The 25,009-nt window shown below is 54.5% G+C and carries 22 protein-coding genes, 1 tRNA gene and 1 pseudogene; 11 read left to right on the top strand and 13 right to left on the bottom strand.

Going from position 1 to position 25,009, the window contains the following annotated elements:
* Together B2Z72_RS09340 and B2Z72_RS09335 are read left to right on the top strand one after the other, a co-directional pair.
* Window positions 1-214: hypothetical protein (locus B2Z72_RS09340; protein ID WP_297004641.1), on the top strand; the 214-nt coding region annotated here is incomplete at its 5' end.
* 20 nt (window positions 215-234) lie between these two features.
* Entirely contained in the window at window positions 235-999 is a 765-nt protein-coding gene (locus B2Z72_RS09335) for an SDR family NAD(P)-dependent oxidoreductase (RefSeq protein WP_296982196.1), read from the top strand.
* Window positions 1,000-1,036: 37 nt separating this feature from the next.
* On the opposite strand, the gene B2Z72_RS09330 is transcribed toward B2Z72_RS09335, so the two are convergent.
* The 5 genes from B2Z72_RS09330 to B2Z72_RS09310 form a co-directional block, all read right to left on the bottom strand.
* A complete protein-coding gene (locus B2Z72_RS09330; RefSeq protein ID WP_296982198.1) occupies window positions 1,037-2,098 on the bottom strand; it encodes an SMP-30/gluconolactonase/LRE family protein in 1,062 nt (353 codons plus the stop codon).
* Window positions 2,099-2,186: 88 nt separating this feature from the next.
* Window positions 2,187-3,992 carry a sensor domain-containing diguanylate cyclase gene (locus B2Z72_RS09325; protein WP_296982200.1) on the bottom strand — a complete coding sequence of 602 codons (1,806 nt, stop codon included), beginning with the start codon at window positions 3,990-3,992 and terminating at the stop codon, window positions 2,187-2,189.
* 144 nt (window positions 3,993-4,136) lie between these two features.
* A complete protein-coding gene (locus B2Z72_RS09320) occupies window positions 4,137-4,406 on the bottom strand; it encodes a hypothetical protein (protein ID WP_296982202.1) in 270 nt (89 codons plus the stop codon).
* 144 nt (window positions 4,407-4,550) lie between these two features.
* Window positions 4,551-5,285 (bottom strand): LytR/AlgR family response regulator transcription factor, encoded by a 735-nt coding sequence (locus B2Z72_RS09315; RefSeq protein ID WP_296982203.1) that lies wholly within the window; start codon window positions 5,283-5,285, stop codon window positions 4,551-4,553.
* Window positions 5,282-6,412, bottom strand: coding sequence for a sensor histidine kinase (locus tag B2Z72_RS09310; RefSeq protein WP_296982205.1), 1,131 nt, complete (start codon window positions 6,410-6,412; stop codon window positions 5,282-5,284). Before B2Z72_RS09310 ends, B2Z72_RS09315 begins: the two co-directional genes overlap by 4 nt.
* A 163-nt stretch (window positions 6,413-6,575) precedes the next feature.
* Between B2Z72_RS09310 and argH the strand changes: the two genes are divergently transcribed.
* Window positions 6,576-7,973, top strand: a complete 1,398-nt coding sequence (gene argH, locus B2Z72_RS09305; protein ID WP_296982207.1) for an argininosuccinate lyase — start codon at window positions 6,576-6,578, stop codon at window positions 7,971-7,973.
* A gap of 112 nt (window positions 7,974-8,085) precedes the next feature.
* On the opposite strand, the gene B2Z72_RS09300 is transcribed toward argH, so the two are convergent.
* On the bottom strand, window positions 8,086-8,379 hold the full coding sequence (locus B2Z72_RS09300; protein ID WP_296982208.1) for a hypothetical protein: 294 nt from the start codon (window positions 8,377-8,379) through the stop codon (window positions 8,086-8,088).
* Between the two features lie 158 nt (window positions 8,380-8,537).
* On the opposite strand from B2Z72_RS09300, the gene B2Z72_RS09295 reads away from it, so the two are divergent.
* The 5 genes from B2Z72_RS09295 to B2Z72_RS09275 all read left to right on the top strand — a co-directional run bounded on the left by B2Z72_RS09295 (window position 8,538) and on the right by B2Z72_RS09275 (window position 14,914).
* On the top strand, window positions 8,538-9,491 hold the full coding sequence (locus tag B2Z72_RS09295) for an ABC transporter substrate-binding protein (protein WP_296982209.1): 954 nt from the start codon (window positions 8,538-8,540) through the stop codon (window positions 9,489-9,491).
* Complete coding sequence (locus B2Z72_RS09290; protein ID WP_296982211.1) at window positions 9,488-11,935, top strand: putative bifunctional diguanylate cyclase/phosphodiesterase; 2,448 nt, start codon at window positions 9,488-9,490, stop codon at window positions 11,933-11,935. The genes B2Z72_RS09295 and B2Z72_RS09290 overlap by 4 nt, the downstream gene beginning before the upstream one ends.
* 13 nt (window positions 11,936-11,948) lie before the next feature.
* Window positions 11,949-12,860, top strand: coding sequence for a histone deacetylase family protein (locus B2Z72_RS09285; protein WP_296982213.1), 912 nt, complete (start codon window positions 11,949-11,951; stop codon window positions 12,858-12,860).
* Between the two features lie 276 nt (window positions 12,861-13,136).
* Window positions 13,137-13,577 (top strand): cyanase, encoded by a 441-nt coding sequence (gene cynS, locus B2Z72_RS09280; protein ID WP_296982215.1) that lies wholly within the window; start codon window positions 13,137-13,139, stop codon window positions 13,575-13,577.
* 197 nt (window positions 13,578-13,774) lie between these two features.
* Window positions 13,775-14,914 (top strand): hypothetical protein, encoded by a 1,140-nt coding sequence (locus tag B2Z72_RS09275; protein WP_296982217.1) that lies wholly within the window; start codon window positions 13,775-13,777, stop codon window positions 14,912-14,914.
* A gap of 133 nt (window positions 14,915-15,047) precedes the next feature.
* Here B2Z72_RS09275 and B2Z72_RS09270 read toward each other — a convergent pair whose 3' ends face one another.
* Window positions 15,048-15,968 (bottom strand): LysR family transcriptional regulator, encoded by a 921-nt coding sequence (locus B2Z72_RS09270; RefSeq protein ID WP_296982219.1) that lies wholly within the window; start codon window positions 15,966-15,968, stop codon window positions 15,048-15,050.
* Window positions 15,969-16,214: 246 nt separating this feature from the next.
* On the opposite strand from B2Z72_RS09270, the gene B2Z72_RS09265 reads away from it, so the two are divergent.
* A complete protein-coding gene (locus tag B2Z72_RS09265) occupies window positions 16,215-17,066 on the top strand; it encodes a hypothetical protein (protein ID WP_296982221.1) in 852 nt (283 codons plus the stop codon).
* 30 nt (window positions 17,067-17,096) lie between these two features.
* Here B2Z72_RS09265 and B2Z72_RS09260 read toward each other — a convergent pair whose 3' ends face one another.
* Window positions 17,097-18,545, bottom strand: coding sequence for a class I adenylate-forming enzyme family protein (locus B2Z72_RS09260; protein WP_296982223.1), 1,449 nt, complete (start codon window positions 18,543-18,545; stop codon window positions 17,097-17,099).
* Window positions 18,546-18,772: 227 nt separating this feature from the next.
* On the opposite strand from B2Z72_RS09260, the gene B2Z72_RS09255 reads away from it, so the two are divergent.
* The gene (locus tag B2Z72_RS09255) at window positions 18,773-19,618 is read left to right on the top strand and encodes a crotonase/enoyl-CoA hydratase family protein (RefSeq protein ID WP_296982225.1); all 846 of its coding nucleotides are present in this window, start codon (window positions 18,773-18,775) and stop codon (window positions 19,616-19,618) included.
* A 121-nt stretch (window positions 19,619-19,739) separates the two neighbouring features.
* Here the strand turns inward: B2Z72_RS09255 and B2Z72_RS09250 are convergent.
* A tRNA-Pro gene (locus B2Z72_RS09250) sits at window positions 19,740-19,816 on the bottom strand.
* Window positions 19,817-19,968: 152 nt separating this feature from the next.
* Window positions 19,969-22,107, bottom strand: coding sequence for a choice-of-anchor Q domain-containing protein (locus tag B2Z72_RS09245; protein WP_296982227.1), 2,139 nt, complete (start codon window positions 22,105-22,107; stop codon window positions 19,969-19,971).
* 221 nt (window positions 22,108-22,328) lie between these two features.
* Between B2Z72_RS09245 and B2Z72_RS09240 the strand changes: the two genes are divergently transcribed.
* A complete protein-coding gene (locus B2Z72_RS09240; RefSeq protein ID WP_296982229.1) occupies window positions 22,329-22,949 on the top strand; it encodes a TIGR02466 family protein in 621 nt (206 codons plus the stop codon).
* A gap of 117 nt (window positions 22,950-23,066) precedes the next feature.
* Here the strand turns inward: B2Z72_RS09240 and B2Z72_RS09235 are convergent, their stop codons facing one another.
* The 3 genes and pseudogenes from B2Z72_RS09235 to B2Z72_RS09225 form a co-directional block, all read right to left on the bottom strand.
* Window positions 23,067-23,684, bottom strand: a complete 618-nt coding sequence (locus B2Z72_RS09235) for a hypothetical protein (RefSeq protein WP_296982230.1) — start codon at window positions 23,682-23,684, stop codon at window positions 23,067-23,069.
* Window positions 23,685-24,252: 568 nt separating this feature from the next.
* A complete protein-coding gene (locus B2Z72_RS09230) occupies window positions 24,253-24,681 on the bottom strand; it encodes a F0F1 ATP synthase subunit epsilon (protein WP_296982232.1) in 429 nt (142 codons plus the stop codon).
* A gap of 64 nt (window positions 24,682-24,745) precedes the next feature.
* Window positions 24,746-25,009 (bottom strand): annotated as a pseudogene (locus tag B2Z72_RS09225) (F0F1 ATP synthase subunit beta); the annotation flags it as partial.

Genomic DNA, 25,009 nt, shown 5'->3' with positions numbered 1-25,009 from the left:
ACCCTTCTTTCTACCCTTCTTTCTGGCCTTCTTTTTAGCTTCTTTCTTTCCTTTTTCAGGCTGTTTTGTTCCAGCGCCAATTCTGCTGGCTGCATCCTCTGTGCCAGAAGTATTGCTGAACATTGCGTTCCACTTTCAACTAATCGTGCCTGCCGCCGTCTTACTTTGTGATGTAAAACTGTCCCTGCTGAGCAATCGTTGCCGGGAAAACTGATCAAACAAGGAGTGCGTAAGATGAGTAAGAATCTACTGAATTATGAAGGCAAGACCGTCATCGTAACCGGCGCTGCAACCGGTATAGGTAAAGCCACTGCACTGGCTTTTGCCGGGCAGGGGGCCAACGTTGTTATTGGTGACGTGGACGAACGGGCAAAGGAAACCGCAGCAGAAATCAAAGAGCTCGGCGCTCAGTCCCTGTTCGTTAAAACCGACGTGTCCGATGGCAAAGCGGTTGCCAACCTGGTTGATCAGGCAGTGAAACAATTCGGCCAACTGGACGCCGCATTCAATAATGCCGGTCTGCTGCCGCCAACGGCACCTCTGGCTGAACAGACAGAAGACGATTTTGACTGCATTATTTCGGTCGACCTGAAAGGCGTATTTAACTGCATGAAGTATGAAATTCAGGCGATGCTGAAAAGTGGCGGCGGCGCCATTGTGAATACTGCCTCCGTGGCTGGCGTGGTCGCCGATCCGGGTATGGCACCCTACGTCGCCGCCAAACATGGCGTGGTCGGTCTGGGTCGTGCCGCAGCTCTGGATTATGCAACTCAGGGTATCCGGGTAAATACTCTGGCACCAGGCCTGGTTGAATCCGCCATGACCAAACGCTGGCTGGATGATCCAAAATTCGTTGATGCTTTAATGGCCAACAGTCCGATTGGCCGCGCGGCGAAACCGGAAGAAATGTCCGGCATGGTGTTATTCCTGTGTTCTGATGCAGCAAGCTTTGCGACTGGTCAGGTATATCTGGTCGACGGTGGTCAGACAGCCCATTAACAGGCGCTGACACTGCGCTTTTTTAAGCTGAGCTTCCTCAGAAGCTCAGCTTACCGATTCGGCCCATGTGCAGCGTCCCCAGATAGAGACCATCAGCTTCCGGCTGCACTGACGTTATCCCTCCCATCGCTACCGCTGCCTGATCATGATAGCTGCGCAGTATTTTTCCCGACGCATCAATCTGCAGAATAAAACCGTAAGGTTTGGGCACAGGCGCAAGAGACTCAGGCAAACGGGCGAGCAGGTTTTTCAGCCAGGGCTGGTCATGAATTGCGTCCACTAACTTTGGCCGCAGGCCGTACATCGCCACCCAATAGCTGCCATCCGGCGCTCGGGCAATGCCATCCGGCATTCCCGGCAGGTTGTCTGTGATGATTTCATCCTGTCCGGCTTTATCTCCGCTCAGCCACACTTTGCGGATACGGTAGCGGAAGGTTTCATTAACCAGCACATAACTCTGATCGGCAGACACGGCTACGCCATTGGCGAATGCCAGCCCACCACTGAGCAGGGTCAGGGAGCTGGTCTGTGGATCAAAAGCGAATAAACGGCCGGAAGAACGTCCATCAAGCACGTCGTGCACAATATCTTTCAGCGCATAGCGATTGCTGGCATCAGAAAAATAAATGGTGCCGTCGGCCCCGATATCGACATCATCAACCACTCCCAGTCTCTGACCATTAAAGTGATCGGCCAGTACCGTTAATTTGCCGGCCGGGCTCATACTCAGCAGACCTTTTTCACCATCCGCGATAATCAGATTCTGGCTGGCATCAAAATGCAGACCCAGTGGGCGGCCGTGGGTATTAAGCAGCACTTCCCAGTCAGAATAAGGACACTTGCGCATTACGGATCCGTCTTCGGTGCCGGTATACAGACAGCCAAGCGGGTCACGGGCGATGTCTTCACCGCCAGACTGCCCGGCCGGCAATGAAATCAGCTCGGCTGACTGCAGACGATCGTTAACGGCAAGAGGGCCGCTGAACATAAGCGGCTGGCTGACCTGAACAGCAACAGAGTTAATGGGTGCCGGTACCAGCAGCAGATAAGCCACGGCAATCACAGCCAGCAGCAAAAGTAATTTCAACAGGAATTTCATAACGCGCCCCGGGTGAGTTTTTCTTATTATGGAATAGCCGATCATACGGACGTTGAGACGGTAGCAGGGGAGTCGTTTATGTCAGATATCAACTCACCGCCGGTGAAAAAACCCGCACACAGTTGCGTCCATCATCCTTGGCGCAGTAAAGGGCTTTATCAGCCATATCAGTCACGTCTTTCGCCGCGGTGTTACTGTCCGCGATCAGACTGACCGCACCAAAACTGGCGGTCACAGACAACACAGAGCCACCGCAGCGCAGACTGAGATCAGCAATCCGGGCACGCAGTTCTTCGGCCTTTGCCGCCGCTTCCTGCTCATCCAGTCCGGGCAGAATGATGGCGAATTCCTCTCCACCGTAACGGGCGACAAAATCAAACTCTCGCGGGAAAACCTCTTTCATGGTGCGCGCAACACTGACCAGGCACTGGTCGCCCACCAGATGGCCGTGGTCATCATTGAATTGTTTAAAGTGATCGATATCCACCAGTAACATGGCCAGCCGCTGATTCAGCCGGTGGGAACGGTAAATTTCCTGATTCAGTACATCATCAAAATAGCGGCGGTTGTGCAATCCGGTCAGGGCATCGGTAACACTCAGTACCTGCAGTTCGCGGTTAGCACTCTGCAATTCGCGGGTAGCACGCTCCAGCTCCTCGGTACGTTCATTGACGCGCTGTTCCAGATCCCTGCTGTGAGCCTGTTGCACCAGCAACAGATCATTCTGAGCATTTTCACGCAACCGCCGCTCCTGATTAATCCGCTCGGCCAGAGCGAAGGACAGCAGTACGATTTCCAGCACGAAGCCAAACAACTGCACATACTGAGTGAAGCCGTTAAACGGCAGAACGCCGCGCAGCATCAGGATGTAAATAACCGTACCGAGAATAACGCTCGACCAGGCGGCGGAGAAAATCAGCGCGGAACGGCTGCCCCGTAGCGCCAGATAGACCCCGGTGATCAGACTGCACAGGGTGGAAACCAGAGACATCAGCTCAGTTTTCAGAACCTCAGGCTCAGTTCCCGTCAGATAGAGGAGCAGAACAGCTCCCCAATAAACCAGCAGAATGTTGTTGAGATGCAGCGGCCAGCCGCCTTTTTTCGGCAATTTGAGGAAATAGCGCAGAAACAGTGAGGCGGTAACAAAGCTGATCATAGCCGCCATGCCATAGGCATGCAGACGGAACCAGAGATAATTCCCCCACAGCAAATGCTCCCCTATGCCACTCGACGCCAGAACAAAAAAGGTAATGGACAGCAGGTAAGACGAGTAGATCAGATACATAGCGTCGCGGGTAAACAGCCACAGTGCCATGTTGTAAAAGAACATAACCGCCATAATGCCGAACAGAAAGGCATACAGACTGTAATGCCCCAACTGAAATTCGTCATAGCCACGCTCATCCCACAGATAAATGGGCAGCAGGTAGTTATAGGAGGTGAAAACCTTCAACAACACCTGCGTGGTCTCGCCTTTTTCAACAATCAGCGGAAAGGAGATACTGGCCTCGTGCCGGTAGCGCACTTCCGGCCCGTACTGCAACCCGGCGCGCAGTTCAATCAGCTCACCATGGGTGCTGTCGTATTGGTAAAACACCACCTCACGCAGGTTGGTCCAACGCAGTTCCAGCAACCGGAATGCGGCGTCTTCAGTGTCGTTGTGTATATCGAGAAGAATCCAGGCAGGGTGACGGCTGCGCGGCGGAGTCAGTAATGCTGAAGACGCCTGTTGCCAGTCAAGGGTATCCACGGCAGCCATGACCTGCTCCGCAGTAAGACCCTGATCATCAAAAAAATAACGGACCTCTCCGTACTCAAGCAGACGGTTCTCCGCCTGACTGAGATTCAGAGCTGCTGACGGTACAGCCCACAGGCAGCTCAGCAGAGCGATCATTATTATTCTTAATCCGGCCATGGTATCCCTGTTTCCTGAGGGGCGATGCTCCCGTCACAGAGTGGGTCACAGGAGTCTGCCCTGAGTATAGACCCCTGAACTGACCGCGCTTAACCGTATGCGTTTTTGCCCGGCTGCCTTCGCTCAGGCTTCCAGGCTGCGCTGTCGCTTACGGCGGATAAAGTGCCAGGTGAAGGCAATAATCGCGCTGAATGACAGGAACACCGGCAGCAGGCTGAAGATATACGCATGCAGACCTTTATCGTTGATGAACACGTAAATGGCCTGCCAGCCTGCCAGATGAATGGCTTCACCGGTGGCGACATTGTGCCCGGACACCGCCGCGGTACTGAGACTGTAAATCAGGGTAATGAGCAGACCGGCCAGTGCCGATACGGAAAGAATGGTTTTCATAACATACTGCCTGTTGCCGGAAAATCAGCAGAGCAGGCGCTGCGCGCCCACTCCGGTACTGACTTCACTATATGGAGCATCCGCCCCGAGTGCGACACAGATAAGCCGCTTTGTCGGCGTTTTTTACTGTGAAGAAAGAAATCTTCACATGCCTTTCATCACCCGTTTGACCTCAGCCAGATGGCGTCGGCTGACGGCAACACCTTCCTCCAGCCCACGCAGATAGACCTTGTGGCCGCCACCCTGCTGGGCGACCAGACGCTCGATGCGGTCACGGGCAACCAGCGCACTGCGGTGCACACGTACAAACCGTCCGTCAAACTCATCCTCCAGCTGTTTCAGAGCATCATCAATCAGGGTTTCGCCACCGGTATGGCGCACGCTGACGTACTTCTGATCGGCGTAAAAGTAGAGCACATCGTCCAGTGGAATCAGCTGCAGACCGTTATGTGTGCGCGCACTCAGGTGTGTACGCACACCCGCCGATGCTTCTTCATTCTGCTGTGGCCGCGTTCCCAGCCATTCCACCGCACGCTGCAAAGCACGGGAAAAGTCTTCCTTACGGATTGGCTTAAGCAGGTAATCAATGGCTTTTACGCCGAATGCCTGCAACGCGTGTTCGTCATACGCGGTGCAGAAAACAATCGCCGGTGCGTTGTCGCGCTTAATGATCTCTGCGGCGGTTTCCAGCCCGCTCATCCCCGGCATCTGAATATCCAGCAGCACCAGATCGGCCTGATGCAGCGCCAGCCAGGACAGCGCCGCATCGCCGTTAGCGGCTTCGCCGGCACAGTCAAAATCATCATGTTCCAGTAACAGGCGTTTCAGCCGTTCCCGTGCCAGGGGTTCATCGTCCACCAGCAGCACACGGTAACTCATGCGGTTTTCTCCATTGCCTTGTCCATTGCACCTTCTGCACCTTCAGCCCGCTGCGGCAACAGCAGCCGGGCTCTGTATTCGTTGTCAGCTTCTTCCGTGCGCAGGTCAGCGACCTCATCCTGCGCCTGCAGCCGCGCACGGATATTGGCGTGCGCAATGCCATTGCCCTGATGAGAGGTTCGTCCACCACGCTGTGCGGGCAGGGTATTGGTAATGCTCAGCTGCCAGCGCTGAGCGCCATCCTGTTCCAGGCAGACGGTGATAGTACCGCTCTCCGGATTGGGCTGAATACCATGATAAACCGCGTTTTCCAGCAAGGGCTGCAACACCAGCTGCGGTACTTTTAACGGCGGAATCTGCCCCGGCAACTGCCATTCTACCTGCAGGCGGTCGCCCAGCCGGACCTGTTCAATGTCCAGATAGCGCCGCCCCAGTTCGATCTCTTCAGCCAGCGATACCAGCGCGTTATCGTTCTTCAGCACCGCGCGGAACAGCTGCGCCAGATCGAGCAGCATGGTTTCGGCCTTATCCGGGTCCACCATAATCAGCGACGCCACGGTATTCAGTGTATTAAAGAAAAAGTGCGGGCGGATATTCGCCTGCAGTGCTGCCAGCCGCGACGTCAGTTCCGCCTGCGCTTTCAGCCGCCACTGACTCTGTACGTAAAAGTAGCGCAGCGCCAGCGCTGCAAAAATACTGCAGATCAGCAGGTTGCGGATCAGCCATGGCCAGTCGACGCCGGGGCTGTCCAGCGGCCACTGGAGTTCGCCACTGAGGCTGACCAGAAAGGTCACCAAATTAATAAACAGCACGGCGACCACAGATGCCACGGCCACTGACAGCCGCACCAGCAGCGCCCGCAGCTGACACAGCCCGGCCACCGACAGCAGGCACACCCACTGCACAAACAGCGACATAACACTGAAACGCTGCCAGGAAAATTCCAGCAACGGGCCTTCCATCAGGTTCAGTGCCAGCACCAGACCTTCACTGACGGCCAACAGAATGAGTACCGCCCGGGTATTGCACAGGTCGGGCAGGAAAAAAGCATCGAGCAGACGCTGCTGCGTCTGTTGCGCCCGTTTCTGTTCCTGCTTCTGCTGCTGTAAATCTGAAGATGCGCCCACAGCACAATCGTCCTGATCAACCGGTTTATTCCGTACGGTTAGTCTCGCCTGCAGTCGCCCGCAGAGCAAGGGCCTGGGTCACGAAGCGGGCGACAGAGCGGACGCGTCATTGCTATAATCCGCGCCGTTTATCACACACGCACAGCAGAATACCGGGGTTTTCATGTCTGATTCATCTTCTACCAACTCCTCCTGGGGTGGCCGCTTCTCTGAACCTGTCGATGCTTTCGTTGCCCGCTACACGGCATCCGTCGATTTTGATCAGCGCATGTACCGTCAGGACATCCAGGGTTCGGTTGCCCACGCCAAAATGCTGTGCAAAGTCGGCGTTCTGAGCGAACAGGAACGCGACGATATTATCCGCGGCCTGGAAGAAGTCCGTATCGAGATCGAACGCGGTGATTTCGAGTGGTCGGTGGAGCTGGAAGATGTGCACATGAACATCGAAGCAGCACTGACCAAAAAGATCGGCATCACAGGTAAAAAACTGCACACCGGCCGTTCCCGTAACGACCAGGTGGCCACCGATATCCGCCTCTACCTGCGTGATGAAACCGATACCATCACAGCAGAACTGACCCGCCTGCAGCAGGGGCTGGTTGAGCTGGCAGAAAAAGAAGCCGACACCATTATGCCGGGCTTCACTCACCTACAGACCGCACAGCCGGTGACCTTTGGCCATCATCTGCTGGCCTGGAACGCCATGCTGGAACGCGACTTCAGCCGCCTGATGGACTTCCGCAAGCGCATGAATCAGTTGCCTCTGGGCGCTGCGGCACTGGCCGGTACCACCTATCCGATCGACCGTCACTACACAGCGGAACTGCTGGGCTTTGATGCACCGACTGAGAACAGCCTGGATTCGGTTTCCGACCGCGACTTCGCCATCGAATTCTGTTCCGCGGCGTCCCTGATCATGATGCACCTGTCGCGCTTCTCCGAAGAGCTGGTGCTGTGGGCTTCCGCGCAGTTCCGCTTTATTGATCTGCCAGACCGCTTCTGCACCGGTTCTTCCATCATGCCGCAGAAGAAAAACCCGGACGTGCCAGAGCTGGTGCGTGGCAAAACCGGCCGGGTGTACGGCCACATGATTTCCCTGCTGACGCTGATGAAATCCCAGCCGCTGGCGTACAACAAAGACAATCAGGAAGACAAAGAGCCGCTGTTCGACACTGTTGATACCCTGCGTGACTCTCTGCGTGCCTTCGCCGATATGGTACCGAACCTGATCTCACGCAAAGACGATATGCGTGAAGCGGCGCGTCGTGGTTTCTCCACCGCTACCGACCTCGCTGACTACGTAGTACACAAAGGTATCCCGTTCCGCGATGCCCACGAAATCGTTGGTAAAGCCGTGGCTTATGGCGTGCAGAGTGGTAAGGATCTGAGTGAAATGACACTGGAAGAGCTGCAGCAGTTCTCCGGCGAAATCACTGAAGACGTGTTTGACGTACTGACACTGGAGGGCTCCGTCGCAGCCCGTAACCACATTGGTGGTACCGCGCCGGATCAGGTACGTGCGGCTGCAGCCCGGGCGAAAACAGCACTGACCCAGCGCTGAGTTCTGCTCTTAAGCTATTTGCGGCAACAGTAAAAACAGCGGCTCAGGCCGCTGTTTTTGTTCCTGCTTTTACAGCAGTTTTCACGCTGTGCAGATGAATAATCAGCGGGCTTCAGCTCTGACTAATCGCCGGCTTTTTTTTAAACCACTGGCCGATGTTCATCACCTGCACAAAGCGGAATACCAGAATCGCATGCATCACACCTATGATGCCGCCAATGGCGTAATCGCCTGCCTTGAACATTTCCACCACCAGCATGGGTAACACCAGTACCGGGAACCAGGCCAGATAGCGATAGAAAATTTTCTCGAAGCGACTTGTTGGTGCACTCTGGTTGTCCGCGCCTGCCTGAGTACCGGCGTTTTTTGCGGAGTTTTGCGTCATTTTTTTATTTTTGTTGGCCATGCTGCCACCTCCTGTCAGTGGCTTAACAGCTGACCACGCCTGAACAAAGCAGACTATTAGCCCTTGGTATAGACGCAGAGCAATTTCTGCCGTGAATGCCCGGCAAATGCAGGACTGACTGCTAATCTTAGTAAGATTGTCATTTGCCTGAGGTCGCTGTGCGCCAACTGCCTGCACTGATTCTGCTGTTTTCATCTTTTTTACTGGGTGCCTGTGAACAGACACCCCATCCGTTACGTGTGGGTACCAATGTCTGGCCGGGCTATGAACCCCTGTATCTGGCCCGCGAACAGGGCTACCTGTCCGAAGACGCTGTCCGTCTGATTGAGCTGCCATCCGCCACCGATGTGATGAGCGCCATGAGTCTGGGCCATATAGAAGCCGCCGCATTAACCCTGGACGAGGTTCTGACCCTGATGGCCGACGGTGAGGACCTGGTGGTGCTGCTGATTTTTGATATTTCCGATGGCGCCGATGTGATTATGGCGCGCCCGGAGATCCGTACCCTGCAGGATCTGAAAGGCAGGAAGATCGCCGTTGAAATAACCGCTCTTGGCGCACTGATACTGCAGGCTGCGCTGGATCACGCCGGCCTGGATGTGGATGACGTGCAGATTGTTCCGGCGCCTCTCAATACCCATACGCAGCAATGGCGCGACAGCCATATTGATGCCGCCGTCACCTTTGAGCCCTATGCTACTGAACTGGCTCAGGCCGGCGCAGTCCGGCTGTTTGACAGCTCGGCGATTAAGGGCCAGATCGTTGATGTTCTGGCCGTTCAGCGCAGTGCGCTGGAGCCCTTTGATCATCAGCTGAAAACTCTGGTGGAAGCTTACTTTAAAGCACGCCAGCAGATTATCGACCAGCCACAGCAGTCCTATCAGATCATGAATCAGCGCCTCGGGCTGGCTGCGGATGATATTCCTCACATGTTCGATGGCCTCGAACTGCCAGACCGCAAACACAACCTGAGCATGCTGCGCGAATCCCCTTCGCAAATAGAGCGTAACGCCCATCAGCTGATTGACATCATGCTGCGCTATCAGCTGCTGGACCAGCACCTGTTCGTCAATGAAATCAGTTACCCCTATTTCGTGGAGCAACAGCCATGATGGCCAGCCGCTCTTACTCGCTGCGTCATGTACTGACCCTGTGGACCACCCTCGCACTGGGGATAACGTCGCTGGCGATCAGTTACTTCCTCTATCAGGGCCTGACCAGCCAGTACAGCAGCAGCTGGATGAACAAAATGGAAGCTGAGCTGACCGGTCTTAATCAGACCATGCAGTCACAACTGCTCAGTAACGACTGGCCTCTTGCCGACCGCGCTCTGACGCAGATGTCGACCCGCTATCACGTGCGCCACCTGTGTCTGGTTATCGGTGATTCTGTTCGCCTGTCCACCCGCCGGGCAGAAATCGGCCAGACCTTTGAGCCTGAGAAAGTGCCTGCCGGGCTGGATCTGAGCAGTAACCGCTATCAGGCAGTGCAGGACGGTACCGATTTTTATGCGCTGCTGCCGGTCAGTATCCGCACCGGCAAACTGCGCAGCAGTCAGCAGGGCTGGCTGATTGCGCACTACGATGCCAGCTACCAGTACGAAGAAGTGGTGCGCCAGACAATCATGCGTGCCGGGCTGCTGCTTGGCTTGCTGGTGCTGTACGCACTGGGCCTGAAGCAGATTATTCAGCGCGAAGTTATGCGCCCGCTGAACCGCCTGGTTGGCTTTACCCGCTCACTGCGCGATGGCCATCTGGGCAGCGTTATCCACAGCCGCGCATCGCAGGAATTTTCCCAGCTCGAATCCGCTTTCAACAGCCTCAGCCGCCACCTGCAGCACACCATGCAGCAGGTGCATGACCAGTACATGCGCGATCAGGCTTTTACCCGGGCCTTCCCGGATGTGGCGCTGCTGATCGACAATAACGGCCGGGTGCGCAGCCGTTACGGTAACCACGAAAGTTCCATCCGTGAGCTGAACCGGGATCTGATCGGCGAGCAGTTTAACTGCTGGGTGAAGCATCATGAGGCTGACCGTCTTGAACATTGCCGCCATCAGGCAGTAACAACCCAGGACACGGTCATTGTTGAATTCCGTCACGGCGATTTCTTTATCGAATCGCGTATGACACCACTGCTGGATGAATCCGATGTGCAGCACGTCGTCACCAGCGGGGTGCTGTGGTTGATCCGCGACATCAGCGAAGTGAAACGCAAACAGCAGCTGATCGAATATCAGGCCAACTTCGACCCGCTGACCAACCTGGCTAACCGCCGCTTCGCGCTGCTGCACATCGAGAAGAAAATGGCCCACGCGCGCCGTATCGGTAAATTTGGTGCCGTACTCTTCATCGACCTCGACCACTTCAAGAACATCAACGATTCCCTCGGTCATCCGGTGGGCGACAGTCTGCTGATTGAAATGGGCAGTCGTCTGCTCAACGCCGTACGCGAAGAAGACCTCACTGCGCGTCTTGGTGGCGACGAATTCCTGGTGCTGTTCGATGAACTGTCCGATACCCCGGAAGCTGCGGCGACCGTCGCCAACGAATGCGCAGGTCGCCTGCTGAACACCATACGGGAGCCGTTCCGCCTGGATGTTCAGAACTTCCATCTGTCGGCCAGTATCGGCATTTCCCTGTATCCCTTTGGTCAGCAGGACGCCAGCGACCTGATCCGTCAGGCAGACACCGCGATGTATTACGCCAAAGGGCAGGGGCGGAACGATATCAGCCTGTATACCGAAAACATGCAGCAACAGACCCAGGATAAACTGAACCTGTTCAATGATCTGCACCAGGCGATCAATGACAAAGAGTTCTCGCTGGTATTCCAGCCGCAGTACAACAGTGACGGTCATATCACCGGAGCCGAAGCCCTGTGCCGCTGGGATAACCACGGCCGCCCGGTCAGACCGGATATCTTCATCGCCGCCGCCGAAGAGACCAGCCTTATCATCCCGTTAGGGCGCTGGATTCTGGAGGAAAGCTGTCGCTGCCTGAAGCGCTGGCAGGAGAGTAATATCTTGCCGCGCAGTTTCAGCCGCCTGGCGGTGAACATCAGCCCGGCACAGTTTATGGACCCGAACTTTGAATCCCTGGTGGCTGACTGCCTGGAGGTTTACCGGTTACAGCCTGAACTGCTGGAACTGGAAATCACCGAGAGCATCTTCCTCGGGGACAAGAAAATCATCCGCGACAAAATGAAAGCCCTGCACCAGAACGGGCTGACGTTTGCGCTGGACGATTTCGGCACCGGCTATTCGTCGCTGAGTTATCTGCAGAACCTGCCATTGGACAAGCTGAAAATCGACCGCTCGTTTATTACCGACATTATCGAACTGTCGCAACCGGCGCGGATTGTCGATTCCATCATTCAGATGGGGCGCAGCCTCAATATGGACATCATCGCCGAAGGGGTGGAAACCGAGGACCAGCGACTGTATCTGCAGGCACGCCAGTGCTTCCAGTATCAGGGCTACCTGTTCAGTAAACCGTTGGCAGAAGAGGAATTTATCAGCCAGCTGAGGCAGAATAGTCTGTTACAGACTGCCTGAAACAAGATCCGCTGTGCTGCCACTGGTTTACCATCCGAACTATTCCTGCCCCTTCCCGGAGAACCACCGCTTCGTGATGTCCAAGTTCGTGCGCCTGCACGACTACTGCCAACAGCAGGGACTGATCGGCAGACATAATCTGTTCACACCAGCCATGGCAACCACCACTGATCTGACCATTGCCCACAGTCCGCAATATCTTGATGAACTGTGCGGCCAGAGCATGGATACGAAAGCCTGGCGCAGAGTCGGCGTGCCCTGGAGTCAGGGGCTGGTCGACCGTACTCTCACGGCGCCCAATGGCACACTACTGAGTGCAAGACTGGCACTGGAATACGGCATGGCCAGCCATCTCGCCGGCGGCACCCACCACGCTCACTACGATTTCGGTTCAGGCTTCTGCATTATCAATGATCTGGCGTACACCGCGCTGACCCTGCTCAGTACGGGCGAAGTCAACAAGGTGCTGATCTTCGATCTGGATGTGCATCAGGGGGATGGCAGTGCCGCGATTCTGGCCAATGAGCCACGGGCTTTTACCTGTTCCATTCACTGCGAGAAAAACTTCCCCTTCCGCAAATCCGCCAGCGATCTGGATGTCGGTCTGGACACAGGGCTGGCCGATGACGCCTATCTCAGCGTGGTGGAAGCAACCCTGCTGCAGCTGCTCGATGAACAGCAGCCGGATCTGGTGCTGTTCGATGCTGGCGCCGATGTCTGGGAACACGACGTGCTCGGTCACCTCAACATTACCCTCAATGGTGTGCGTGAACGCGATGAGCTGGTACTGCGTCATTGCCTCAGCCGTCATATTCCGGTGCTCACCGTGATCGGCGGAGGCTACGATCAGGATCACGCCCGTCTGGCCCGGCGTCACGCCATCGTGATTGAAACGGCAGCCCACCTGTTCCCTCTGTATCTGTAATCAGCCAGGCACTGGCGTACAGTTACTAACCCATTGATTATTAAACACTTTGTCGAGCAATCCCGGCTTTTCCCACAGTCAGGCCACTAAAATCGCGCGCTCTGGCACCTGCTTTGCAATCTGCCATCAGCCAGGCAAAAAAGTCGCCTGACCCTGCGCTTCACCCACATGACAGCGCAGATTGCACGACCAGTGCGCACCACAAAAGCGCATGGCAAGCGCGCCTGAAGCGCAGCAGCCCTGCCGATAACAAATAATCAAACGAGGAGAATTCTGATGGATAAAGTAACCATGACCGAGACCATCATCGCCGCCAAACTTGAGAAAGGTCTGAGCTGGGAAAAAATGGGCACTGACCTGGGTATGTCACCTGTGTGGCTGACGTCCGCCTGTCTGGGTATGAACAGCGCACCCGCTGAAAAAGCCAAAGCCATCAGCGAGTATCTGGGCCTGGGTGTGGAAGTCTGCGCGGCACTGGAAGCCTACCCAACCAAAATCTGGGATCAGGCAGTGCCAACCGACCCACTGATTTATCGCCTGTACGAAATCGTCGGCGTTTACGGCGAAACCCTGAAAGAAGTGATTCAGGAAAAATTCGGCGACGGCATCATGAGTGCCATCGACTTTTCCATGGAAGTCGACAAGGTCGAAGATCCGAAAGGCGACCGCGTGCTGCTGACCCTGAACGGTAAATTCCTGCCTTATAAGAGCTGGTAACACATCAGGAAGCGGTGCCGGCACCGCTTCCACCCGGTTATCGGCCTCCCTTACTCTGCTCTCCTGACTCCGGGCGCTAACACAGACAACAACACAGATAACAACAGTTTACAGAACCTTCGTACCGGTTTAGCCTGACCACTCCGCGACCCTGATGTCTGCATAACAATAACAAACACTCAATACAGGTAACGCCCGTGCCCCGCATGCTTATTTGTCTGCTGCCGCTGCTGCTGTGTGGCTGCCTGCAGAATGACTCATCCGGCTCAGAAACCAGCCCACCGGCAAACGCTCCCGGCTCAGGCAATTCCGGCGATGAAAATCCGGACAGCAACGACGATCAGGACGGCAACGCCAATCCGCCGCAGAACAACGATGCATCATCGAACAACGACCCGGATTGCAACTGGAACACGGACTCAGCCATACCATTGCCCGCCGGGCCGACCATCAGCCTGGGGAACACGGGCAGCGAAAGCACTTACGATATCAGCAGCTTCAGCGAACGAACCGATCTCAACAGTGACCTCACCGGCACCTGGGTGCTGATGCATAAAGTCGCCCGGCAACGGGATGACAGCACAGCATCAGGCAACCGGGAGTGGACAGAAAGCTGGAACAAGTTTGTGTTTGTGATCCGCGATACGGGCTCTGGCCCTGAAGCAGCCTCCTGTCTGGCGGCGGAGTTTGTCGCGCTGGGTGATACCAGTGGCACCTTCCCACTGCCGCTGTTCAGTGCCGGCAGTGTTGCTACCGCAGCGGAAGCACCGCAGTTTTCGCTCGACAGTAACAGCCGCATGAGCGGCACCACGCTCAGCGACTTCCGCTACGATAACGAACGCAAGAGCATCAGCTTCCTCAGCCAGAGCACAACAGCGGTGAAGATTTCTGCCGCAGTGAGTTCACTGGGCAGCCACACTCTGAATATGACCTATGGACCGGAAACCATCAGTGAAAGTAACGATGCCGTCTGGTGTATTCGCCAGTTGCGTGAGCTGAGCCAGGCCCAGACCTGTGCTCAGCCGATGGCCGAACCGGCGCTGCTGCTGTTAGCGCAAAGCACTGCGCAACAGGGACTGGCCGCGCTGCAGGTCAGCCAGCAGACAGTGGCAGGAGAAAACAGTGTGGGTTATTACCAGCTGTACTCCACTGGCAGCAACACCAGCAGCACTAACTACCTGCTGGTGCAGGAAGCGACAGCCAATACTCTGAATGCCACGTTTTCAGCCACTGCCAGCAGCAACAGTTACAGCCTCAGTGCCATCCTCAGCGATGGCAAAACCTGGAATAACTCAGCGATTAACGCCAGCTCGGATTATTCGCTGTCTGTGCCCTGATAAGCGGGCGGCCATGCTGGTTCAAAGTTGGGCTTCAAAGTTGGGCTTCAAAGTTGGGCTTCAAAGTTGGGCTAAAGAGGTACGGGCTTCAGAGGTCTGGGTTTCAGAGGCCTGGGTTTGAGAGGTCTGGTTTTCAAAGATCTGTGGCCAGAGGTAAAGCAAGGATCTGATCTTTCAGCCACATCACCGCCGGGTCGCGGGATGACTTCTGATGCCAGTACAGATGCAGCTCCAGTGGCGCCAGTTCCAGGGGAAGAGGACGCACACAGATATCCGCTTCAGCGGCGATTCTGCGGGCAAAACTGTCCGGCAGAGTCAGCAGCAGATGCGTACCGCGCACCACCTGCATGGCAGCAAAATAATTCTGACAACGCAGAGCAACGCGCCTGGCCTGACCACTGCGGCTGAGAGCAAAATCTTCCACGCCCGGACCTTCACTGCGACTGGAAACCAGTACATGGCGGGCACTGAGATAGGCCTCCAGATCCCACGGCTGATGTGCCAGCGGATGTTCTGCGGCCATAACCACCACCAGCTGTTCATTGCCGATCAGCTGATGTTCGATGGCATCCGATACCGGCAGCAGGACATCAGCAGCAAAATCCACCGTGCCGGCCGCCAGCGCACTTTCCATATCCCGCCTGGGCAGTCGCACACTGCGCAGCTGAATATCCGGAGCCTGCTGTTGCAGCGACGCCATCAGACGCGGCAGCACACTGGCTTCCATCACATCACGGGAAGCTATACTGAATACCCGCTCAGAGCCCGACGGATCAAAGTTGAGCCCTTCAGTCAGGGTCGATTCGAGATCCTGCAGCGCTGCCCGCACCCGGGGAATGATCGCCTTGGCCAATGGCGTTGGTGTCATGCCTTTGCCCGCCCGTTCAAACAGCGGATCATCAAAGCGTTCACGCAAACGGTTGAGCGCATGACTCACCGCCGGCTGCGACAGACTCAGCTGCTCGCTGGCGCGGGTAAGATTGCCTTCGCGGTAAATGGCATCAAACACCACAAACAGATTCAGATCGACGCGGGAAAGATTGATCTTGTGCATAGTGGAGCCTGTTTATTATTTCTGGGCTTTATACTACCAGAGCAGCCGCGGTGTCAGCAGCCACGCTTTCAACGCGCTCAGTTTCAACACCCTCAGTTTCAACACCATCAGTTTCAACACCCCTGGTTTCAAAGCCCTCAGGCGCAACATACCCAGTCTTACCGGTTATTCACACTAATGTCACATCTGTTAATTACCATAACCGGCTGTTCCGGAAACAGGTAACCGATACAGGGATATGTGACTATGAAAATGAAATTTCCGCTGCTGACCAGTCTGGTCCTGCTCACCTTGCAAGGCTGTGCCAGCCATAAGATAGGCCCGGAGGCGACCTTCGTCAGCGAAGCTGACCGCAATAATCCACCACTGGAAGTATCGGCATCATTCCGCGATGACCTGTGTGGTTACAGCCTTGGTTATCTGGTGGTGTCCATCCGCAACCCTTCCTCTGAGTGGCGACGTATGAACGCCACTGAACTCAGCTTTCCTTACAACTCAGACGCAGACTTCCATGTGGTCGGCGGCCGTGACCTGTTGGCCTGGGCAGATGCCCAGTCACTGAAAGCCAAACGCGAAACCCATAATGCTGCCATGGCACGCCTTGCTGTGCGCACTGTTTCACGGGTAATGATGGCCTCTGATAATGATTCGGTTGCAAAGACAGGCGCAGTCATGACGCTGGGTGAAAAGGGGGCTTACGCTGGCCAAAGCATTATCGATTCAAAGAAGCAGGCATCGGCTCCGGCAGGTAACGGCTCGAATCACCTGCTTGCCGATGAGCTGATTATCCCGCCGAAGATGGACCGTACATTCTGGGTACTGCTGAATGCTGACAGCGAAGCGCCGTTACTCAATTGGCTGGCGGTTTCTTATCAGGACGAAAATCAGCAGACCCACCAGTTTGTTACCGTACCTTCACATCAGGAACAGTGCCGCTGGCAGCAGGATCGTGTGCGCTTTCTGGAAGACTGGGGACTGGAAAACGGTGTTATCAAAACACGCCGTACTGCCGGCGAAGATCTGGAAATTCTGCCCTACGAGCCGGCCAGTATCGAAGCCGCCTACCAGAAGCAGCAAAAGGCTCTGGCCAGCGAATAGCTGGCCAGGTGCAATGGGGTGAATTAGAATTCAGAACCCCTTGGCGCCGTGCTCAACCAGCTTCTGGCGGTAGATCTCACCCATTTTCAGACGCATGGGTTTGCCCATTTCATTACGCAGCACCTGTTCCGCCCGGAAGAAGTGTTTGGGCATGGCCATTGCGCTGACCTGGCCCTGCAATGATTGCCCGAGCTGGCGGATATCCACGTCTCTGTCGGCCACCACAACCGCGGCCACTTCAACAAAGCCCAGCTGATTTTCCACGCCAAAAACCGCCGCATCGTGCACGCCGGGGAAATTCAGCAGGGCGTTATCCACAGGTACCGGATTGACCTTTTCACCACCGCGGTTGATCAGTTCGGCGTCACGGGCGAATACTGTCAGCAGGCCCTCTGCTGTCAGAGAACCACGGTCGCCCGGGTAGAACCAGCCGTCCTTGAATGACTCTGCATTCACGCCACCGAGGTAGCCATTAATGTTGGATGGCCCCTGTACCCGCACACGGCCTTCACTGCCGGCCGGCAGCAGCTCATCGTTATCATCGACAATCTGCACATCGACACCCGGACGAACATAGGCAGTTTTTTCCACATCGCTCGGCTGGCGCAGCTGAATCATGCCGACGCCACCGGTCTCAGTAGAGCCATAGACACTGTAGATATGCACTTTCAGGGCATTTTTCAGGGCTTTAACCAGCCGCGGACTGACCGCACTGCCAGCCATGCGGACTTCACGCAGGTCCGGCAGGGTCACCGGATGCTGACCAATGCCATCGAGAAAATTCGCCAGCTGGGTCGGAGAACCAGTCAGACAGGCCAGCCGGTATTTCTTCATCACCTCAATCACTGACGCTGGCGTACTGTAAGTAAAATAAGGGCGGCCTGAGCGCCAGGAGTACACCGCACTGTAGAGACCACCAATAGTCGACAGCGGCATAAGGTTCAGGGAGTCTCCACGCGTGCTGACCCAATCGCCCACCAGTCTGTCGCTGCGCTTGAGAAAGACATCCACCGACAGCGGCGCAACCTTGGAGACACCCGTCGTACCACTGGTCATCACCATACGGCAGATGCTTTCCGGGCTGTCGAAGCTGATGCAGGGCTCATCGGCCGGATAAGTCGCCAGATCCGCCAGCCATTGCTGATCAATACGGATGACGTTGTCGCCACTGACCGCAGGATTATCGGTCACAATCCAGTCCGGTTCATAAGGCAGGTTTTTGGCACCGGCACCGTGGCTGGAGCAGGAAATACAGCCACGGTGCATCAGTGCACAGATCAGCAACCAGTCGAGATCAGGCTGAGTGGCGATAAACACACTCTGGCCAGTCTGAATTCCAAGCTCTGCCAGGCGGGTGGACATGCGCGCCGCGACGCCCCGTATCTGCGCAAACGTCAGCGTACTTTTGCTGTTGGCCCAGGCGAGGGCGTCACCGTTAATACGGGCCTGATAATCGAGCAGGGTAAAAGGATTATGCATGAAGGGTCTCTGTGGCGGTCGTCGGTGAGATTCAAATTATTAGGTCGGCTAGCATAATGCCTTAAGCCGATGGCGCAAACAGTCCTGCGGCTGAAATCAGGCAATAGAAAACCGTCTGCGGCCGGTCTGGTCTGGCTGGTTGACCTGCATTGCCACTGCACTTATCTTGACACCGTCAACATTATAAATCCTGATAATAATCACCCGTTGAGAGTGTGAGGAAGCCCATGTCCGCTTACCAATGCTTTACCGTCGACATCACAGATCATATTGCCCACGTACAGCTGAGCCGCCCGGATGAACTGAACTCCATGAACAAAGCCTTCTGGGTTGAGCTGCCACAGTGCATGCGCGCTATCGAGGCCAGCGGCGATGCCAGGGTGATCGTGATTTCATCCACCGGTAAGCACTTTTCTGCAGGCATGGACCTGAGTGTTTTCTCTGATCCGAAAGCGTTACCCATGAGTGGCGATCCCGGCCGCATGGGCGAAGCCCTGCGCCGTCTGGTGCTTGAGCTGCAGGACAGTCTGTCATCGCTGGAGCAGGTGCGGATTCCTGTGCTGGCAGCCATTCAGGGCGGCTGCATCGGTGGTGCACTGGATATGGTGTGTGCCGCGGATTCCCGGTACTGCACAGCAGATGCTTACTTCACCATCAAAGAAACCGAACTGGGCATGACCGCTGACGTTGGCACCCTGCAGCGTTTACCGAAACTCATGCCTCAGGGCGTGGTACGTGAACTGGCCTATAGCGGACGTAAATTTGCTGCTGAAGAAGCAAAAGCACTAGGCTTTGTGAATGACGTATTTGCATCGCAGCAGGCACTGCTCGACGGCGTCATGACCATCGCCCGTCAGATCGCCGCTAACTCACCATTAGCAGTAACCGGCTGCAAAGAAATGCTCAACTACAGTCGTGACCACAGCGTAGAAGACAGTCTGAAATACATGGCTACCTGGCAGTCGGGAATGTTCCGCCCCGGCGATATGATGAAAACCTTCCAGGCCAAAGCGCAGAAACAACAGGCTGAATATGAGCCACTGCGGCCGCTGAAAGGTTTGTTTGAAGAATAAAATCACACCGAAAAATCGTGCTCTGTATGTTCTTACGACAGAGCCTGATTTATTGAATAAAAAACGGAGCGCTGTGGCTCCGTTTTTTATGCATCGAAAAACAATGCAACTCAGGAAAGTCTGGTCGGAACGAGAGGATTTGAACCTCCGACCCCTGCCTCCCGAAGGCAGTGCACTACCAGACTGTGCTACGTTCCGATGCGCTCAATATATGCCTTTCAAAACGGAATTCCAGAATGATTTTTTGCACCCAGTGTTCCCTGAGCTAAACAAAAACCGAACGCGTGCGGCATGAATATGGCGCATTAAATCCAATTAAAAACGCGGCAGAAATTCTGCCGCTGCGCATCTCATTGGGCGTACTGTTTTTTCCTCAGACGACGGATCAATAACAGCGGCATTAACCACCAGAGATTAACTGCGCCGCCACCGCCGCTGCTGCTCCGGCGCTGCGCTTCTTCCACGGTAACGGTAAAGCTGACATCAGTACTCAGCCCCAGCTCGTCGGTTGCTGTGACGGTAATGTTGAACGTGCCTGCGGTGGTTAGCGTGCCCGATACCTCACCTGTGCCGGCATCAATTCCGATACCTTGCGGCGCGCCCTGCATCGCGAAGGTAAGGGCGTCGCCTTCCGGATCGGTAAATAAATCACTGGCATCCAGGCTGAACTCATCACCGACCGTCAGCGTAGCGTCCTCTGCCGCCAGCGTAATTTCAGGTGGCAGATTGCCATACTCCACCGCGCCAATATCGATAGCACCGCGGTCGATACGGGCACTGCCGCGCTGATCCGTTGCCGGTGCATCTTCAATATTGGCATCACCGGCATCCACTAACGGGGAGTTAAATGCCGGGTAACGGGTGAGCGTAGGACCGCCGTTATCGGCGAGCTCGCCTAACAGAGGGTCGGCGGTGGAGGTAATCACGCTCTGGTCGGTGTCTGGTTCTTTACAGACAGGCTTAGTGCGGCCATCCCAATAGGTATAAGCCAGTGACGTAGAAAAGCTGGATTCGATGTCACTACAGAGACTGCCAGCGGTGTCATCTGCGGCCGCACTGTTACCGCTGAAGACGCTATGGGTAATCTGCAGATTATCGTCAGGGTAGGCGTACAGTGCGCTGTTATTAAACCTGCTGGCATCTGTGGCTGTGACTGTGTTGCCGGTAATGGTGGAATGACTGACCAACAGTGCCTTTCCGTAAAAACCCAATGCGCTGGCAGCGTATCTCGCGCTGTTGCCATCCAGCGTGGATGAGTCGATGGTCAGATCAACATTTCCGACTGCGTAAATTGCCCCTGCTTCATCTTCCGACTGGTTACCACTGAAGGTGCTACGCCTGATATCAAGCACAACCGCGCTTTCAGCGCTTATCGCAATCGCGCCACCGGCATAGCGGCCGCTGTAAAATTCACTCACCGCCACCTGGTTGCCGCTAAAGCTGCTGTCTTCGATGCTGATCGCAGAGCCTTCAGGCAAATACAGAAAATCAAAGTTGACAGCCCCTGCTATCCCGTCAGCACTGTTACCACTGAAACGGCTGTTACGGATCGTCAGCCCGCCCATCCCACCATCAAACGACAGAGCACCACCCCGGCCATTTAAGCTGGCTGATGCCGCGGCTGAGTTGTTTTCAAACACCGAGTCTTCAACTACAAACGCGTTCTGGTACCTGGCTCTTATGGCGCCGCCGTTCCCGCCGCTACTGTTACCACGGAAGATTGATGAAGCAATATGGACTGAGCCGGTGCCACTCTCGCCATCAGAATAGATCGCCGCACCGCTGTCGACACTGCTGTTATCTTCAAACAGCGAATCTTCAATGACGAGTTTGTTATCAAAAGCATCAATGGCAGCGCCGGTGTTACTGCTGAAGGTCGAATCCGTAACGGTCAATGTATGTTCACCACCGTAGCCGTCGGCATACAGCAAGCGGCGGTTACCACTGAACGTACTGCCGGAAATCGCAGCATCGCTTTCAATCAGATCAATAACAGAGATCTCACCGGAGTTCACATTGCTGACCGTGACTTCGTCGATTGTCAGTGTGCTGTCTGTCAGCGCGAAAACTGCTTCAGTGCGTGCGGTCTCTTCTCCATCAAAAATCAGGTTACTGAGCGTCAGTGATGAGCCTTCAGTAACATCAAACAGCTCCTGGTTGGCGAACGTGGTTCTGATGGTAAAGTCTCCGCCCGCCGGACCGTTTACTTCCAGTGTTCTGCCGCCGTTCATGGAGAACGACGTCTGCTGTGTTTCCGTCTCGCCCGATAGGGTATCGGCAATGGTAATCACACGGGTATCACAGGCTGACGCCGCGGCTTCGGCCAGTGCTTCGTCCAGGGTTTTGGTGGCTTCTGTATCCGTTGCTGCCACGGCATCAACGGTCAGTGTTAATGTACAGTCATCGGCCAGCGCCAGCTGAGCATTTGCCAGACCAATAACCACCACCAGAGGTTTAAGCTTCCTTCTGTAGTTCTTCCCATGTTCCATCTGCTGCTCCTGAGTTCTGCGTATTGTTATAAATCTGTTAATGCTTTTGCCTGAATTTTGACCGAATGGACAAGTTTCTGATGAATTACAGTGCCTGCTTCGGCAAAGAGCCTCAACCCGACAGATGTCGGGATGTCGTATTAATGCTATTCAGTTCACTATTTGTCTGTGCCAAAGTAGGCCAAAGGAAACCCAATAACAGAAAGGGAACTGACATAGTTATGAAAGCCGACAACAGACTCCATTTTGGCGTGCCGATTCTCGAAGTGCAGCTGGATGACGTAAAAGCGCGCCAGACAGAAATACGCTCTGCCTTATTGCAGCTACGGGAGACAGAGCAGGGCATTCAACGCTCGAATCAGCGCGGCTGGCATTCGCAGGACGATCTGTTTAACCGTAAGGAAGCGGTATACGGCTGGCTCAGCCAGATGATTTTTGAGGTGGGTGGCAAACTGATCCGCCATGCAGAAAAGCTGCCTGACGACGCAGAAATTCTGCTCAGCTCATTGTGGGTAAATATCAATGACGCCGGTTCCTGGAATGCTCCACACGCACACCTGCCGTGTGAATGGAGCGGTGCGCTTTATATCGACGTGAACGAAAACCCGCCGGAATCCCAGAGCGGCATTCACGACGGCGACATTCTGTTCTTCGATCCGATTCCCGTTGGCGCGCCTTACCGCCCGGCAACCACGGTTGCCTACACGCCCAAAATCGGCACCATGTTTATCTTCCCCAGCTATCTCCTGCACATGGTTGCTCCCCACTTCGAAGAAGATCCGCGCATCAGCCTGGCATTTAACTTCCGTATTGGTGAAAACCTGAAGCGCTTTGCGCGGTGATCAGCTGTGTCTGACTAAATAACCTGGTGAAAATTTTGTTAATTATTGTCAATCTGTTCCCCACGTTAACGCGCAGGTTTTCTTGCTATGAGATAAAGAGGATTCGTCAGGCTTCCTTTAAGGCGTTTCCATAACAGATTTAATAGCGTCCAGCTCCTCACTTCCAAAACCCGCTTCACTAAATATTCTGTTGAAGCGATCTGGATTGGCTTTGTATACCGAATACACCCTGCCAGTTAAATCTTCGGATGTTGAACCCGATGGCGAATCTAAAAGTGAAAGTAAACGATACAGGGCCTGATCATCTGAGTATGAAAGATCGGCCAGAAGCTGAATATATGGTGGTAAAAAGCTGACGGGGTAACCGGATTCACGGTGGTATTGCCATAACTGTTCAGTTTCCTGGATGGCTGGGAAATTTTTAATAAACATCCTGTCATAGCCGTTTGCGTATACAGCTTCACCTTTTGTTAAAACATAAAGGTAACATATGTCTTTATTATTCTGATTGTGGCGCTGTTCAATTCTTTTATATTCCCCATCATCGACATACAACTCTCCTAATAACACACAGGATGCATATCGGTCTGCACCCTGCAGATTTTCAGCATTTTCCAACAGGGTAGAGGTGGTAGTACGGGCATTATCAGTTTCAGCTTTTACAGCCAAGTTGCTGCTACAGCCTGTCAAACAGTTCAGTAAAAGCAGAGCAGAATATAACTTAATCTTTTTCATGTATTACCAAGCTTCCATATTCAGTAATGATCGAAGGAGTATTTTCAATACCAGGGCGTTGATTATAAGTTTTAAAAACCGGCCTAAGCTGCGACAAGTCACAATTTTTAATGTTGAGCTTTTCATTTCCTGTCCTTGGCGATTATCGGCTGTCTGCTATCCCCTGATACACCTTTTAAAAAACCAGGTTCCGAATGCAATTACACATTTATTATGATTCAACGCTGACTGGCCATTGGTCTTCCTGCAGATATAAAAAAACCCCGCCGAAGCGAGGTTTTTTGTACCGCAAGAATCTTAGTGTTTACCAAGCTTTCCGCGGATCTGCTGGCCATCGTTATTGTCGCAGCTGGCTGCGGCTTCCGGCAGATCAACAACGGCATAAAAAAACCCACACTGCTAACACAGGGTGGGTTTCTTTAACGATTAACTGCTTAAGCTTAGTGCTTACCCAGTTTCTCGCGGATCTGCTGGACCCGGTGTTGTCGCAGCTGGCTGCGGCCTCCAGCTGTAATTTTCAAACATAAAAAAACCCCGCCGAAGCGAGGTTTTTTGTACCGCAAGAATCTTAGTGTTTACCAAGCTTTTCGCGGATCTGCTGGATGGTACGCAGCTGCGCAGCAGCTTCGGCCAGCTGAGTCAGTGCACGTGAGTAATCAAAGTCTGCACCCTGATTCTCAATTGCCTGTTCAGCATGCTTCTTAGCTTCCAGAGCAGCAGCTTCATCGAGATCGTCTGCACGTGCAGCGGTGTCAGCCAGAATGGTAACCGAATTCGGTTGCACTTCCAGATAACCACCGGACACGTAGATCACCTCTTCTTCGCCGTTTTGCTTAACAATACGGACCGGACCAGGCTTGAGCGGTGACAACAGCGCAGCGTGGCCAGGTTCAATACCCAGGTCACCCAGTTCGCCGGAGGCAATAACGCGCTCTACCAGGCCAGAGAAAAGGCTTTCTTCAGCACTTACGATATCGCAGTGAACGGTAATAGCCATATTCATATCCTCTTATTCAGGAGGCCGGATGACGACAGCTTACTGTCATCCGGGCCAGCCCAAATTACATGTTTTTGGCTTTCTCGATCGCTTCGTCGATGGTGCCTACCATGTAGAACGCCTGCTCAGGCATCTCATCGTATTCACCATTCAGAATGCCCTGGAAACCACGGATGGTTTCTTTCAGAGACACGTACTTACCAGGCGCACCAGTGAAGATCTCTGCCACGTGGAATGGCTGAGACAGGAAACGCTCGATCTTACGTGCACGGGCTACCAGCTGCTTATCTTCGTCGGACAGTTCGTCCATACCCAGAATCGCGATGAT

The organism is Thalassolituus sp. UBA6592 (assembly GCF_002433655.1).
Lineage (GTDB): Bacteria > Pseudomonadota > Gammaproteobacteria > Pseudomonadales > Oceanobacteraceae > Venatoribacter.
Note: the sequence above shows the minus strand (reverse complement) of the source record. Positions and strands in the feature narration are given on the sequence as shown.

Bases quoted from the DNA above. Each gene is read 5' to 3' on its own strand.
- B2Z72_RS09335 (WP_296982196.1), top strand. From the start codon at position 235: ATGAGTAAGAATCTACTGAATTATGAAGGCAAGACCGTCATCGTAACC.
- B2Z72_RS09245 (WP_296982227.1), bottom strand. From the start codon at position 22,107: ATGGAACATGGGAAGAACTACAGAAGGAAGCTTAAACCTCTGGTGGTG.
- B2Z72_RS09265 (WP_296982221.1), top strand. From the start codon at position 16,215: ATGAAAATGAAATTTCCGCTGCTGACCAGTCTGGTCCTGCTCACCTTG.
- B2Z72_RS09315 (WP_296982203.1), bottom strand. From the start codon at position 5,285: ATGAGTTACCGTGTGCTGCTGGTGGACGATGAACCCCTGGCACGGGAA.
- B2Z72_RS09235 (WP_296982230.1), bottom strand. From the start codon at position 23,684: ATGAAAAAGATTAAGTTATATTCTGCTCTGCTTTTACTGAACTGTTTG.
- cynS (WP_296982215.1), top strand. From the start codon at position 13,137: ATGGATAAAGTAACCATGACCGAGACCATCATCGCCGCCAAACTTGAG.
- B2Z72_RS09325 (WP_296982200.1), bottom strand. From the start codon at position 3,992: ATGATCGCTCTGCTGAGCTGCCTGTGGGCTGTACCGTCAGCAGCTCTG.
- B2Z72_RS09320 (WP_296982202.1), bottom strand. From the start codon at position 4,406: ATGAAAACCATTCTTTCCGTATCGGCACTGGCCGGTCTGCTCATTACC.
- B2Z72_RS09240 (WP_296982229.1), top strand. From the start codon at position 22,329: ATGAAAGCCGACAACAGACTCCATTTTGGCGTGCCGATTCTCGAAGTG.
- B2Z72_RS09255 (WP_296982225.1), top strand. From the start codon at position 18,773: ATGTCCGCTTACCAATGCTTTACCGTCGACATCACAGATCATATTGCC.
- B2Z72_RS09290 (WP_296982211.1), top strand. From the start codon at position 9,488: ATGATGGCCAGCCGCTCTTACTCGCTGCGTCATGTACTGACCCTGTGG.
- argH (WP_296982207.1), top strand. From the start codon at position 6,576: ATGTCTGATTCATCTTCTACCAACTCCTCCTGGGGTGGCCGCTTCTCT.
- B2Z72_RS09260 (WP_296982223.1), bottom strand. From the start codon at position 18,545: ATGCATAATCCTTTTACCCTGCTCGATTATCAGGCCCGTATTAACGGT.
- B2Z72_RS09300 (WP_296982208.1), bottom strand. From the start codon at position 8,379: ATGGCCAACAAAAATAAAAAAATGACGCAAAACTCCGCAAAAAACGCC.
- B2Z72_RS09230 (WP_296982232.1), bottom strand. From the start codon at position 24,681: ATGGCTATTACCGTTCACTGCGATATCGTAAGTGCTGAAGAAAGCCTT.
- B2Z72_RS09330 (WP_296982198.1), bottom strand. From the start codon at position 2,098: ATGAAATTCCTGTTGAAATTACTTTTGCTGCTGGCTGTGATTGCCGTG.
- B2Z72_RS09270 (WP_296982219.1), bottom strand. From the start codon at position 15,968: ATGCACAAGATCAATCTTTCCCGCGTCGATCTGAATCTGTTTGTGGTG.